Source organism: Curvibacter sp. GW821-FHT01G03 (assembly GCF_059422285.1).
In genome coordinates this window covers 1-12,882 of record NZ_JBWKWP010000034.1, presented here as the reverse complement: position 1 = coordinate 12,882, position 12,882 = coordinate 1, and the positions used below count along the sequence as shown (strand labels likewise).

Annotated in this window: 10 protein-coding genes; 7 read left to right on the top strand and 3 right to left on the bottom strand. The window is 65.1% G+C overall.

Annotation, left to right across the window (positions count from 1 at the left end; translation table 11 throughout):
* Nucleotides 1–245: 245 nt before the first annotated feature.
* The 3 genes from AC07VS_RS28170 (at nucleotide 246) to AC07VS_RS28160 (ending at nucleotide 2,974) form a co-directional block, all read left to right on the top strand.
* Nucleotides 246–785 carry a TRAP transporter small permease subunit gene (locus AC07VS_RS28170; protein WP_494658234.1) on the top strand — a complete coding sequence of 180 codons (540 nt, stop codon included), beginning with the start codon at nucleotides 246–248 and terminating at the stop codon, nucleotides 783–785.
* A gap of 57 nt (nucleotides 786–842) precedes the next feature.
* On the top strand, nucleotides 843–2,357 hold the full coding sequence (locus AC07VS_RS28165; protein WP_494658235.1) for a TRAP transporter large permease: 1,515 nt from the start codon (nucleotides 843–845) through the stop codon (nucleotides 2,355–2,357).
* A gap of 83 nt (nucleotides 2,358–2,440) precedes the next feature.
* Nucleotides 2,441–2,974, top strand: coding sequence for a hypothetical protein (locus AC07VS_RS28160; protein WP_494752615.1), 534 nt, complete (start codon nucleotides 2,441–2,443; stop codon nucleotides 2,972–2,974).
* Nucleotides 2,975–3,052: 78 nt separating this feature from the next.
* Here the strand turns inward: AC07VS_RS28160 and AC07VS_RS28155 are convergent, their stop codons facing one another.
* From AC07VS_RS28155 to AC07VS_RS28145, 3 genes are all read right to left on the bottom strand, one after another.
* Complete coding sequence (locus AC07VS_RS28155; RefSeq protein WP_494658237.1) at nucleotides 3,053–4,132, bottom strand: TRAP transporter substrate-binding protein; 1,080 nt, start codon at nucleotides 4,130–4,132, stop codon at nucleotides 3,053–3,055.
* Nucleotides 4,133–4,337: 205 nt separating this feature from the next.
* Nucleotides 4,338–6,215: a 1-deoxy-D-xylulose-5-phosphate synthase gene (gene dxs / locus AC07VS_RS28150; RefSeq protein WP_494658238.1), complete on the bottom strand. Its 1,878-nt coding sequence runs from the start codon at nucleotides 6,213–6,215 to the stop codon at nucleotides 4,338–4,340.
* A gap of 72 nt (nucleotides 6,216–6,287) precedes the next feature.
* Complete coding sequence (locus AC07VS_RS28145; RefSeq protein WP_494752614.1) at nucleotides 6,288–7,196, bottom strand: polyprenyl synthetase family protein; 909 nt, start codon at nucleotides 7,194–7,196, stop codon at nucleotides 6,288–6,290.
* A gap of 453 nt (nucleotides 7,197–7,649) precedes the next feature.
* Between AC07VS_RS28145 and AC07VS_RS28140 the strand changes: the two genes are divergently transcribed.
* The 4 genes from AC07VS_RS28140 to AC07VS_RS28125 all read left to right on the top strand — a co-directional run bounded on the left by AC07VS_RS28140 (nucleotide 7,650) and on the right by AC07VS_RS28125 (nucleotide 12,618).
* Complete coding sequence (locus AC07VS_RS28140) at nucleotides 7,650–8,786, top strand: aromatic ring-hydroxylating oxygenase subunit alpha (protein ID WP_492348030.1); 1,137 nt, start codon at nucleotides 7,650–7,652, stop codon at nucleotides 8,784–8,786.
* A gap of 126 nt (nucleotides 8,787–8,912) precedes the next feature.
* Nucleotides 8,913–9,824, top strand: coding sequence for a DMT family transporter (locus AC07VS_RS28135; protein WP_492348029.1), 912 nt, complete (start codon nucleotides 8,913–8,915; stop codon nucleotides 9,822–9,824).
* A gap of 174 nt (nucleotides 9,825–9,998) precedes the next feature.
* A complete protein-coding gene (locus AC07VS_RS28130; protein WP_494752613.1) occupies nucleotides 9,999–11,684 on the top strand; it encodes a leucine-rich repeat domain-containing protein in 1,686 nt (561 codons plus the stop codon).
* A 76-nt stretch (nucleotides 11,685–11,760) separates the two neighbouring features.
* A complete protein-coding gene (locus AC07VS_RS28125; RefSeq protein ID WP_494658241.1) occupies nucleotides 11,761–12,618 on the top strand; it encodes a sulfurtransferase in 858 nt (285 codons plus the stop codon).
* Nucleotides 12,619–12,882: the final 264 nt, after the last annotated feature.

Below are 12,882 nucleotides of genomic sequence, written 5' to 3'. Positions count from 1 at the left end.
GAATGAGATCAGGTGACAAAAATACTCCTTGCAGCGGGCCCCAGACGGCGGTCGGGGCAAAGTGGGGTGCGGGCACTGACAACGGCCGGCCCCGAGGATGCCTGGGGGAAACCCGGCCTCAGGTAGTCAGGGTTTTTTCAGTGAGCTGGCGCTACCATTGCCCACCCGCCAAGGTTGCAGACCTGAAGCACTCGCCCAACCGGGTGCTGGGGTATGCAACTCAAAAAAATCACTGGAGACACAGCGTGTCAATCTTACTCAAACTCTCTGCGCTGGTGGACTGGATCAGCGTGCGCATGTCGCATGTGGCCGCCTGGACCGTCCTGTTCGCCGCCCTCATCTCGGCCGGCAATGCCTTCATCCGCTATGGTTTTGACATCAGCTCGAACGGCTGGCTCGAGATCCAGTGGTACCTGTTCGCCGCCACCGTGATGCTCGGTGCACCCGCCGTGCTCAAGTTCAACGAGCACGTGCGCGTCGACATCCTGTACGGCAAGCTGCGCGGCAAGGGCCCGGTGGTGGTCGACCTGCTGGGCCTGGTGGTGTTCCTGCTGCCGGTGATGGGCCTGCTGGCCTACCTGAGCTGGCCCCTGTTCATGAAGATGTACCTGACAGGTGAGGTGTCGGGCAATGCCGGGGGGCTGATCCGCTGGCCCGCCATGCTGCTGCTGCCTACAGGTTTCGGCCTGATGTTCCTGCAGGGTGTGTCTGAGGTGATCAAGCGTGTGGCCTACCTGACTGGCCACCTTGAGCTCGATACCCGCTACGAAAAGCCGGTGCAGTGATGCCAGCCCTGCGCTGACACCTTCACCTTCAACCACCGGATTTCAGGACTCTTCAAAATGCAGATGGAAAACTTCGCGCCCTTCATGTTCGGGGGGCTGGTACTGGTGATGCTGATCGGGTTCCCGGTCGCATTCTCGCTGGCGGCCCTGGGCCTGGCCTCGGGCTTCTTCGCCATCAGTCAAGGCTGGTTCCCGGCCAGCTACCTGTCGAACCTGCCCCTCAACATGTTCGGCATCCTGTCGAACGACCTCTTGCTGGCCATTCCGTTCTTCACCTTCATGGGCGCCTTGCTCGAAAAGTGTGGCCTGGCCGAAGACATGCTGGACTCGATGGGCCAGCTGTTCGGCCCCGTCAAGGGCGGGCTGGGCTACTCGGTGATCATTGTGGGCTTCATCCTCGGCGCCATCACCGGCACCGTGGCCGGCCAGGTGATCGCCATGGCACTGATCTCGCTGCCGGTGATGATCCGCTACGGCTACAACATGCGCTACGCCACCGGCGTGCTGGCCGCCTCGGGCACCATCACGCAGCTGGTGCCGCCGTCGCTGGTGCTGATCGTCATGGCCGACCAGTTGGGCCGCTCGGTGGGCGACATGTACAAGGGCGCCTGGGGCCCGTCGATCCTGCAGGTGCTGATCTTTGCCGGCTACACCTTTGCACTGGGCGTGATCAAGCCTTCGCACATTCCGGGCGTGCCCAAGTCGGCGCGCACCCTGGTGGGCTGGGCGCTCTGGGCCAAGTGCCTGCGCGGCATCATCCCCTCGGCCGTGCTGATCTTTGCCGTGCTGGGATCGATGGGCGGCCTGCCGGGCATCGACACCGCCATTGCCACCCCGACCGAAGCTGGCGCCATGGGCGTGGTGGGGGCCATGGTGCTGGCCGCCATGCACAAGCGCCTGAGCCGCGGCCTGATCTGGGAAGCCATGCAGGGCACCATGCGCCTGACCGCCATGGTGGTCTTCATCCTGATTGGCGCACGCGTCTTCTCGATGGTGTTCCAGGGTGTGGACGGTGCCAAGTGGGTCGAGCACATGCTCAGCGGCCTGCCAGGCGGCCAGACCGGCTTCCTGATTGCCGTGAACGTGTTCATCTTCTTCCTGGCCTTCTTCCTCGACTTCTTCGAGATCGCCTTCATCATCCTGCCCATGCTGGGCCCGGTGGCCGACAAGCTCGGCATCGACCTGGTGTGGTTCGGCGTGCTGCTGTGCGTGAACATGCAGACCAGCTTCATGCACCCCCCCTTCGGCTTCGCGCTGTTCTACCTGCGCGGCATCGCCGACACGCTGTTCAAGGAAGGCCGCATCAAGGCGCCCATCAAGTCGGCCGACATCTACATGGGCTCCATCCCCTGGGTGCTGATGCAGCTGATTCTGGTGGCCGTGGTGATCTTCGTGCCGCAGACCGTGACCATGTTCATCCCCAAGGAAGCCGTGATCGACGTCAACAAGGTGCAGGTCGATGCACCGCCGCCCGAGGCCGATGACCCTTCGGCAGAAGACGCGGACGCCGAGCAGAAGAAACTCGAGGAGCTGTTCAAGCCCTCGACCGACAAGCCGGCCGACAGCAAGTGAGCAGGTAAACAAGTCAGCACGGCGGCCCGCCGCCCTCCTCCCTACAGCCCCTGCCCGTCAGGGGCTTTTTCTTGGACCGAAGCATGAGCGACCCGACGCCTTCACCCCAACCTCAGCCCGAAGCAGAAGCGGCGTTCGAGCTGCCTCGCATGGGCCCCCCGCCCTTTGTTTTCGAGCCCCTGGGGGGATCGGTTGAAGGACCGGCCTTCCCGCGCTTGGTCAAGGCGCTGGCCCTGCTGGTCACCGTGGGCTGCGGGGGGTGGCTGGCCCAGCTGTGGTGGCAGGACCAGCCCGTGCTGCACGCCCGATCTGCGGGTCTGTGGTTTCTGGCCGCCCAGGCCATGATCAGTTGCACGGCCTGGTTCATCGTGGTCAGCCGCACCCGGCTCGACCGCACCGAGCTGCGCCAGCGCTGGGTGGGCGACAAGGTGATGCCCCTGGCCGATCTGGCCTATGGCAAGCTGATCCGGGTGCGCGGGCTGGAATGGCTGATTGCCCCCCGACTCTATGTGCGCACCTTGGGCGGCAAATTTGCGGTGTTCTACGCGGCCTCGCCCGCGCTGCGCGCCGAGTTCGAGCGCCTGTTGCGTGAGCTGGCCGAGTTTCGCCGCATGTGACACAAAAAAACGCACCCGTAGGTGCGTTTTTGACGTGGCGCCTGGCGCCTCGATGCCGGTCATGCCGGCACCGCTGAATCACAGCTTGGCGGTCTGCATGAAGCTGTCGAAACGGGCTTCGGCAAAGCGGAACCAGAGGATCTGGTCCTTCTGGAAAGCGCGGTAGTCAGAGTAGATCTTCTTCCAGTCGGGGTTCTTGGCTTCGAGCTCGGCGTAGATGGCCATCGAGGCATCGAACGAAGCCTGCAGCACTTCCTTGGGGAAGGACACGACCTTGGTCTTGGCGCCCACCAGTTGCTTCAGGGCGGTGGGGTTCAGGGCGTCGTACTTGGCCTGCATGTCGACGTGGGCATAGGCCGATGCGGCTTCGATGATGGCCTTGTTTTCAGCCGACAGCGCGTCCAGCGCCTTGTTGTTGATGAAGAAGTCGACCTCGGGGCCGCCTTCCCACCAGCCGGGGTAGTAGTAGTAGGGCGCGACCTTGTTGAAGCCCAGCTTCTGGTCATCGTAAGGACCCACCCACTCGGCGGCGTCGATGGTGCCCTTTTCGAGCGCTTGATAGATCTCACCGCCCGGGATGTTCTGGGGCACGCCGCCCATGCGTTCGATCACGCGGCCAGCAAAGCCGCCGATGCGGAACTTCAGGCCTTTGATGTCGGCCGGGGTCTTGATCTCCTTGCGGAACCAGCCCCCCATCTGGGCGCCCGTGTTACCGCCGGCAAAGCTCACGATGTTGAACTTGGCGTAGAACTCGTTCATGAGCTTGCGGCCATTGCCGTGCATCATCCACGAGGTCATCTGACGCGAGTTCATGCCGAAGGGGATGGCTGCGCCGATGGCGAAGGCTTCGTTCTTGCCGAAGTAGTAGTACGGCACGGTGTGGCACATTTCGACCGAACCCTGCTGCACGCCATCGACCACGCCCAACGGGGGCATCAATTCGCCACCGGCATGGACCGAGATCTCGAACTTGCCACCCGACAGTTCCTTGACTTTCTTGGAGAACACTTCGGCAGCGCCATAGATCGTGTCCAGCGACTTGGGGAAGCTGGAGGCCAGGCGCCAGCGCACGGCGGCCTGGGCATGCACGGCGGGGGCGGCACCAGCGGCCAGAACGCCTGCGATGCCTGCGTTTTTAAGGATTGAACGACGATCCATGTGGTTTTGACTCCGAACTGTGTGAAAAACCCGCAGGCCACCGCCGCGCGCGACAGGCCGGCCTGCAATGAGGAATCTGGATTGTAGAAAGCGCCCACGGCCCCCCGGCACGGGTTTACCCTGCGATCAGGCGCTGCCTGCGCAAGGCTTCAGGGTTTTGCAAGGATTTGTGCGACACCTCGCTGCCACCCTGGCCTCCACCTGATCAGTTCTGATCGGCTCGCAGCACATAACGCTGTTCAATGGCCTGTCGAATGCCCGCGGCATCCAGCCCCTGCAGGCTGAGCAGCTTGACCGGGTCGCCATGCTCGATGAACTCGTCGCGCAGGCCCAACTGCAGCACCGGCCGCACCAGACCGGCTGCCTGCAAGGCCTCCAGGACGGCCGAACCGGCGCCGCCCATGATGGCCCCCTCTTCCACCGTCACCAGCGCGTCATGGCCGCGTGCCACCGTCAGCAGCAATTCGGTGTCCAGGGGCTTGGCCCAACGCATGTTGACCACGGTCGCATCCAGTGCTTCGGCCGCTTCCAGTGCGGGGTAGAGCAAGGTGCCGAAGGCCAGGATGGCGATGCGCTGTCCCTGACGGCGCAGCTCACCCTTGCCAAAAGGCAGCGGCTGCAGATCCGTGGCCGGCACGGTGCCCACGCCAGCACCACGCGGGTAGCGCACCGCCACCGGGTGGTTCTGCTCATAGGCGGTGGTCAGCAACTGGCGGCACTCGGCCTCATCGGCCGGGCAGGCCACGCTGACCTGGGGAACGCAGCGCAGGAAAGGAATGTCGTAGGCCCCGGCGTGGGTGGCGCCGTCGGCCCCCACCAGGCCCGCGCGGTCGAGTGCAAACACCACGGGCAGGTTCTGCAGCGCCACGTCGTGGATCAACTGGTCATACGCCCGCTGCAAGAAGGTCGAGTAGATTGCCACCACGGGCTTCAGGCCCTCACACGCCAGGCCCGCCGCGAAGGTGACGGCGTGCTGTTCGGCGATGCCCACATCGTGGTAGCGCCCCGGAAAGCGTTTCTCGAACTCGACCATGCCCGAGCCCTCGCGCATGGCCGGCGTGATGCCCACCAGGCGGGTGTCGGCTGCGGCCATGTCGCACAGCCACTGCCCGAAGACCTGGGTGAAGGTGGTCTTGGCCGGCGTACTGGGCTTTTGCAGGCCCACGGCAGGGTCGAACTTGCCCGGGCCGTGGTAGGCCACCGGGTCGGCCTCGGCCAGTTTGTAACCCTGCCCCTTCTTGGTGACGACGTGCAGGAACTGCGGGCCCCGCAAGTGACGCAAATTCTCCAGTGTGGGGATCAGCGAGTCGAGGTCGTGGCCATCGATCGGGCCCACGTAATTGAAGCCGAACTTCTCGAACAAGGTGGCCGGCACCACCATGCCCTTGGCCTGCTCCTCCAGGCGCTTGGCCAGTTCAAACAAAGGGGGCAGCGGCTTGAGCACCGACTTGCCCACCTCTTTGGCGGCGGCGTAGAACTGCCCGCTCATGAGCTGGGCCAGGTAGCGATTGAGGGCCCCCACCGGCGGGCTGATCGACATGTCGTTGTCGTTCAGGATCACCAGCAGCTTGCAGTCGTGCTGAACGCCGGCATTGTTCAGAGCCTCGAAGGCCATGCCCGCACTCATCGCGCCATCACCGATGATGGCGACGGCATGTCGGTCCTCACCCTTTTGGCGGGCGGCAATGGCCATGCCCAGGGCGGCAGAGATGCTGGTCGAGGAGTGCGCCGTGCCAAAGGTGTCGTACTCGCTCTCGGCACGCTGCGGAAAGCCCGAAAGCCCCCCCAGCTGACGCAGCGAGGCCATGCGATCGCGCCGCCCGGTCAGGATCTTGTGTGGGTAGGTCTGGTGGCCCACGTCCCACACCAGGCGGTCTTGCGGGGTGTTGAACACCGCGTGCAAAGCCACCGTGAGCTCGACCGTGCCCAGGTTGGAGCTGAGGTGCCCGCCGGTCTTGGACACACTGTCGATCACATAGGCCCGCAGTTCGTCGCTGAGCTGCTTGAGCTCGCTGCGCGTCAGCCGCCGAAGATCGGCAGGATCGTTCACCTTCTGCAGCAGGGGGTAGCTCGTGGATTGCATCTCGGGTTGCTATTCGTTGGTCGAGTTGCCCGGGCGTCCATCACCAGGGCCGATGGGGCAACTCGTGTTGATTCAGTTGGAACGGTTCACCACCATGTTGGCCAGCGCCGCCAGTGCCTGCGTGTCGGGCAGACCGCTGTCTGCCAATGCCGTCAGCGCCTCTTGCAGCAGTTCGGCAGCATAGGCGCGCGAAGGCTCCAGCCCCAGCAAGGACACATAGGTCGGCTTGTCTTGCGCCGCATCCTTGCCGGCCGTCTTGCCCAGCGTGGCCGAATCGGCCACCACATCGAGGATGTCATCCACCACCTGGAACGCCAGCCCCATGGCGGCGCCATAGCGACGCAAGGCCTGCAGGGCCTGCGGCGTGCAAGGGCCACAAGCAGCCCCCATCAGCACGCTGCCCTGCAACAGGGCGCCGGTCTTGAGACGATGCATGCGGCGCAGGCTGGCCTCATCCAGGGCCTTGCCCACGCTGGCCAGGTCAATCGCCTGCCCACCCGCCATGCCCTCGCTGCCCGCCGCCCGGGCCAACAGTCGGCACAGCACCGCCTGCATGGCATCGGGCACGCTGCCATCGTCCGGGGTGAGCAACTCAAAGGCCAGCGCCTGCAAGGCATCGCCGGCCAGCAAGGCACCGGCCTCGCCATACTGCACATGCACGGTGGGCTTGCCACGACGCAACACATCGTTGTCCATGCAGGGCATGTCGTCGTGCACCAGTGAATAGGCGTGGATCAACTCCACCGAGCAGGCGGCCCGCAAACCGGCGGCCGGCAAGCCTTGCACGGCCTCCTGAGCCGCCAGCACCAGCAAGGGCCGCAGGCGCTTGCCCCCATCCAGCACCGCATAGCGCATGGCATCGCCCAGGTTGGCCGGCGCATCCTGCCCCACCCAATCACTCAGGGCCTGTTCAACCCGCACCAGATGACCCTGGCTCCAGGCTCGAACATCCCATTCCATCGTCGATACCCCAGCAGTCATGCCTGCCCCCCCGATTTGTATTCATTGCCAACCTGCCCCTGGCCCCATCCAGGCCCAGGCAGCACGCCCACGAACGCCGACGAACGATGCAAGGGCAACACAGGCAGGACCGTCTGTAGAAAGGCTGGAGGCATGTCAGAGAGCATTAACGGGCAAACCCTGAATTCTAGGCGGTGTCTGGCCCGACAACACCGCGGGCGCAAGCCAGGATGGTGCATGGGGCCCCATGGCGGCCATGGGTCGACCAGGGGATGCGCTTTTGCGCTGGGTCATGAAAGCCGTACGCCGGTAGGGCCGCGTTGGCGAATCAAGCACCCCCAGGGTACAATCCGCGGTTCCCCTCGCCGGCAACCCCGGTTCCCACCACCGCGCTCCAGCCCGTGGCCTGGCCCCTGGCCAAATGCCCCGGCGCGCTTTTACCTCCCTGTGGGGAGTCTTTAGGTCAGGTCACCCATGTCTGATTTAAGTCTTCAACTGCAGCAGGCCGCAAGCCAACTACCAGTTTCAAGCTATTTTGACGATGCGCTGTTCCAGCGCGAGATGGACATCATCTTCCAGCGCGGGCCCCGTTATGTGGGGCACCGTCTGAGCGTGCCCAATGTGGGCGACTACCACGCCTTGCCGCAAGAAAACGGTGGCCGTGCGCTCGTGCACACGCCGACCGGCATTGAGCTGGTCTCCAATGTGTGCCGCCACCGCCAGGCCATCATGCTCAAGGACCGCGGCTCGCTGCACGACACCGCCCCGGGCAGTGCCGGCGGCAACATCGTGTGCCCCCTGCACCGCTGGACTTACAAGGCCAGTGGCGAGCTGCTGGGCGCCCCCCACTTTGCACACGACCCGTGCCTGAACCTCAACAACTACAAGTTGCGCGAGTGGAACGGCCTGCTGTTTGAAGACAACGGCCGCGACATCGAGGCCGATCTGGCTCACATGGGCCCCCGCGCCGAGCTCGACTTCACGGGCTTCTCGCTTGATCGCGTCGAGCTGCACGAGTGCAACTACAACTGGAAGACCTTCATCGAGGTCTACCTTGAGGACTACCACGTGGGCCCTTTCCACCCCGGCCTGGGCCAGTTCGTCACCTGCGACGACCTGCAGTGGGAGTTCAAAGAGCACTACTCGGTGCAGACCGTGGGCGTGTCGGGCGGCTTCAATCGCCCCGGCTCCAGCGTGTACCAGCGCTGGCATGAGGTCCTGCTCAAGTACCGCGAGGGCAAGCTGCCCGAGCGGGGGGCCATCTGGCTGACCTACTATCCGCACATCATGGTCGAGTGGTACCCCCATGTGCTGACCGTGTCCACCCTGCACCCCGTCAGCCCGCAGAAGACACTCAACATGGTCGAGTTCTACTACCCTGAAGAAATCACAGCCTTCGAGCGTGATTTCGTCGAAGCCCAGCAGGCCGCCTACATGGAAACCTGCATCGAGGACGACGAAATCGGCGAGCGCATGGACGCGGGCCGCCGCGCCCTGCTGGCCCGCGGCGACAACGAGGTGGGCCCCTACCAGAGCCCGATGGAAGACGGCATGCAGCACTTCCATGAGTGGTATCGCAAAACCATGGGCACCCACGGGGCGAACTACTGATGCATCGCCCCAGGCCCCTGCATTGACACACAAGCGACCCACGGGTCGCTTTTTTTTCGTAACATCGTGCGTTTCGAGCAAAGGCCCGCCGGGCCCGCGCCTGGACAACTCTCGAAAGCGAACCCGATGCAGGCGATGTGGATGGTGGTGGCGGCATTCTTTTTTGCCTCCATGGGGGTGTGCGTCAAGATCGCATCCAGTCAGTTCAACGCCGCCGAACTGGTGTTCTACCGGGGCCTGCTGGGCATCTTCTTCATGTGGGCCCTGGCCCGCTACAGCGGCATCAGCCTGCGCACCCGCTACCCCCTGATGCACGCCTGGCGCAGCCTGGTCGGGGTGACCTCGCTGGGGGCCTGGTTCTACGCCATCGGGCACCTGCCCCTGGCCACGGCCATGACGCTGAACTACATGAGCAGCGTCTGGGTGGCGGCTTTTCTGGTGGGTGGCGCGCTGATGGCCTGGCGCCCCTCGGCCACCGAATCCCGGCCGATGCTGCAAGGCCCGCTCGTGCTCACCGTGCTGGCCGGTTTTGCCGGCGTGGTGATGATGCTGCGCCCCTCCCTGCAGGGCGACCAGATGTTTGCCGCCCTGATCGGCTTGTTGTCGGGCATGTGTGCCGCGTTTGCCTACATGCAGGTCATGGCGCTGTCGCGCATCGGCGAGCCCGAAACCCGCACCGTGTTCTATTTCGCCGTCGGCTCGGCTCTGGCCGGGGGGCTGGGCATGGGCGTGGCCGGGGCCTCGCCACTGACCTTTCCGGGGGCCCTGTGGTTGCTGCCCATCGGCGTGCTGGCCTCGCTGGGCCAGTTGTGCATGACCCGCGCCTACGCCACGGCGCGCAACCAGCGAGGCACGCTGGTCGTGGCCAACCTGCAGTACTCCGGCATCGTGTTCGCCGGCATCTACAGCGTGCTGCTGTTCGGGGACCACCTGCCCCTGGTGGCCTGGGCCGGCATGGCACTCATTGTCGGCAGCGGCATCGGGGCCACGGTGCTGCGCGGCAAGGCCGCCCCGAACGCGCCCGCCGAAGAGCACTGAGCGGCTCCGGGCCGGCGTACCAACCTGTTCGCAGGCTGGCACAACAACAAATCCCTACCTTCCTTTCACGGGACTCAAACCACTTACGTCACTTACATCTGAAAAGTCGAATTTTGGCGCTACCTTGTTCACCCCCGATGCCCAGAAGGCCACCAGGCCGCACACCACTCGGACATGAACCCAAGGCCCCAGATCTGCCCTGCGGCGCGCCCCGCGCCGATCCCGACTCCCCCCCAGCGCAGGGGTCTGGCAGACCTGACGCCCGAACCTGAACACGTTGAGCCAGCCAGCGCCGCGCCAACGCCACCCTTGCGGCCATCGGCTCGCGATGGCCTGCAACGACACCCGCAGCAACTGGGCCGCCCGATGTTGTACGGGCTGCTGGTGTGGGGCTGCACCGCGGCGCAGGGCGCACTGCCCCCGCCCCAGAGGCAGGCACTGATGGATCTCTACCAGACCACCCAGGGGCCACGCTGGCGCCAGAACACCCACTGGCTGCAAGGCGATCCCTGCCTGCAACGTTGGCAGGGCGTGAGCTGCGCCGCCGATGGGCAGTCGGTGATCGGTCTGCACCTGCCGGGCAATCGCCTGGAAGGCACCCTGCCCGGCTCTTTCGCGGCACTGGACACCCTGGAGTCTCTGGACCTGCGCGGCAACCTCGGTCTGACAGGGCCCCTGCCCCCCCTCAATCAGCTGCCGGCGCTCACCCAGCTGAACCTGAGCTTCAACCAGTTCAGCAGCCCCTTGCCCAGCCCTTTGCGCATGCCCAGGCTGCAAAGCCTGGTGCTGAGCAACAACCTGCTGACCGGCCCCTTGCCGGACCTGTCGGGCCTGCCTTCACTGCAGAACCTGCGCCTCAACCACAACCAGCTCAGCGGCACGCTGCCCCCGCTTGGCCAGCTCGGTGCCCTGCAATCCCTGGACCTCAGCTTCAACCAGTTCGGCGGCCCCCTGCCCGAGCTCAGCCACCTGAGCCAGCTCAGCAGCTTTCTGGCCGACTGGAATCATTTCCAGGGGCCGCTGCCCAACCCCTCGGGCCTGCTCCAGCTCCACAGCTTCAGCGTCAGCGGCAACCAACTGTCCGGCCCGCTGCCAGCGCTGCGCAATCTGCCAGCGCTGTCGTTGCTGGCACTCGACCACAACCAGATGTCCGGCCCCCTGCCACGGGTGCTCGACCTGCCGCAGCTGAGCCAGCTGAACCTGGCTTACAACCTCTTCACCGGGCCTTTGCCCAATCTGTCCGCACTGCATCTGCTCAAGCGACTGCAGGTCGAGGGCAACCAACTGAGTGGCCCGCTGCCTGAGCGCCCCGCCCAATTGAGCCAGGTCACCCTCTGCCCCAATCGCCTGCAGGATCAAACCCAAACCGAAGCCACCGAGATCGAGCCGGCATGGCGCGGCTGCGACCAAGCCGGCATCGCCACGCCTGCTTCCGCACGCTCTGCAAGCCCCCAACGCAGCTCTGCCCCGGGGCGCACGACCGCCGCCGGTCTGGCGGCAGCCGCACGGTGCCCCCCGGCAAGCCAGGCAGACCCGGCCTCGCCACCACGCCCATCCACTGACTGCCCGCCGCCCCAGGCGCCACGGCGCGGTGGCGCCACCACCAAGCCCTTGGCCGAACCCAGCGTGCTGCCGCCCTGGAGCGAATGGCTCATGGCGCTGAGCGCCCTGCTGGCCCTGGTCACCATGGGGCTGATCTGGCGCCTGAGCTGGCTCAGCCAGGACCGCGCCGACCCCGCCGCCGAAGACACCACCGAGGGCCCACCCAGCGCACAGGACAGCTGGCTCAACAGCCAGGCGCCGCCCCCCAGCGAAAACACCCGCAGCTTCAGGCCCCGCCCCAGTTGGCCTCCGGCCTGAAGCCCGGTGACAGAGGATTTTTCGCTATACGATCACAGCCTCATTGCGTTACAGGTCCAGGTCCGCCTCAGCAGCCATGTACTCCACCCTCATTTCCGCCGCCCAACTCCAACAGTTGCAAACCCAGGGCCAGCCCCTGCTGGTGTTCGACTGCAGTTTCGATCTGGCTCAACCCGAGGCCGGCCAGGCCCAATTCGCCCAGGCCCACCTCCCAGGCGCGCTTCACGCCGACCTGGATCGGCACCTCAGCGTGCACGATGACAGCCCCAAGGCGTCAGGCGGACGCCACCCCCTGCCCACACGCGAGAACTTTGCCGCCTGGCTGGCCGCCACTGGCCTGAACCAGAACATGCAGGTGGTGGTCTATGACCGCAGCAACAACAGCTATGCCGCTCGCCTGTGGTGGATGCTGCAGTGGGCCGGACACGGTGCGGTGGCGGTGCTCGATGGCGGACTGGCCGCCTGGCAGGCCGAAGGTGGCGCGGTCGAGGCGGGCCCGGCCGCGGCCCTGCCCGCCGGCAACTTCGTGCTGCGTGCACCGCTGCGCCGCCTGGTCACGGCCAGCGAGGTCCTGCAGACCCTGGGGCACCCCAGCCAGACCTTGATCGATGCCCGCGCCACACCGCGCTTCAGGGGCGAGGTCGAGCCTCTGGACCCGGTGGCGGGCCACATCCCTGGCGCCCTGAACCGCCCTTTCACCGACAACCTGACGCCCGAAGGCCGATTCAAGCCAGCCACCGAGTTGCGCACCGCCTTCGAAGGCCTGCTGGCTGGCCGCGCCCCGGCCACCGTGGTGCACCACTGCGGCAGCGGTGTCACCGCACTGCCCAACCTGTTGGCCATGGAGGTGGCCGGCCTGGGCTCCACCGCCCTTTTTGCCGGCAGTTGGAGCGAGTGGTGCAGCGATTTGCAACGCCCCATGGCCAAAGGCTGAAAAAACCATCGATTTATTTTTGGCGATCCTCAGAAAACCGGCCCTTGTGGCCGGTTTTTTTTCGCATCGCCTCGCAGCAAGGCCGCTCCAATGGCAAAGCCCGCCGTCCCTGCACGCCATGTCAGAAAAAACCTGACAAGCCAGGTAAAAAACCAGACAAAGCACACATCCGTTACCTGACTTAATTTTCTTTTACGGGATCTTCACAATCCATTTCAACGGATCGCGAAACCCTGCATAAGGCAGCGACAGCGGCTCCGTAAC

Excerpts from the sequence above, each read along its gene's own strand:
- AC07VS_RS28165 (WP_494658235.1), top strand. The coding sequence starts at position 843 with ATGCAGATGGAAAACTTCGCGCCCTTCATGTTCGGGGGGCTGGTACTG.
- AC07VS_RS28160 (WP_494752615.1), top strand. The coding sequence starts at position 2,441 with ATGAGCGACCCGACGCCTTCACCCCAACCTCAGCCCGAAGCAGAAGCG.
- AC07VS_RS28155 (WP_494658237.1), bottom strand. The coding sequence starts at position 4,132 with ATGGATCGTCGTTCAATCCTTAAAAACGCAGGCATCGCAGGCGTTCTG.
- dxs (WP_494658238.1), bottom strand. The coding sequence starts at position 6,215 with ATGCAATCCACGAGCTACCCCCTGCTGCAGAAGGTGAACGATCCTGCC.
- AC07VS_RS28145 (WP_494752614.1), bottom strand. The coding sequence starts at position 7,196 with ATGACTGCTGGGGTATCGACGATGGAATGGGATGTTCGAGCCTGGAGC.
- AC07VS_RS28140 (WP_492348030.1), top strand. The coding sequence starts at position 7,650 with ATGTCTGATTTAAGTCTTCAACTGCAGCAGGCCGCAAGCCAACTACCA.
- AC07VS_RS28135 (WP_492348029.1), top strand. The coding sequence starts at position 8,913 with ATGCAGGCGATGTGGATGGTGGTGGCGGCATTCTTTTTTGCCTCCATG.
- AC07VS_RS28130 (WP_494752613.1), top strand. The coding sequence starts at position 9,999 with ATGAACCCAAGGCCCCAGATCTGCCCTGCGGCGCGCCCCGCGCCGATC.
- AC07VS_RS28125 (WP_494658241.1), top strand. The coding sequence starts at position 11,761 with ATGTACTCCACCCTCATTTCCGCCGCCCAACTCCAACAGTTGCAAACC.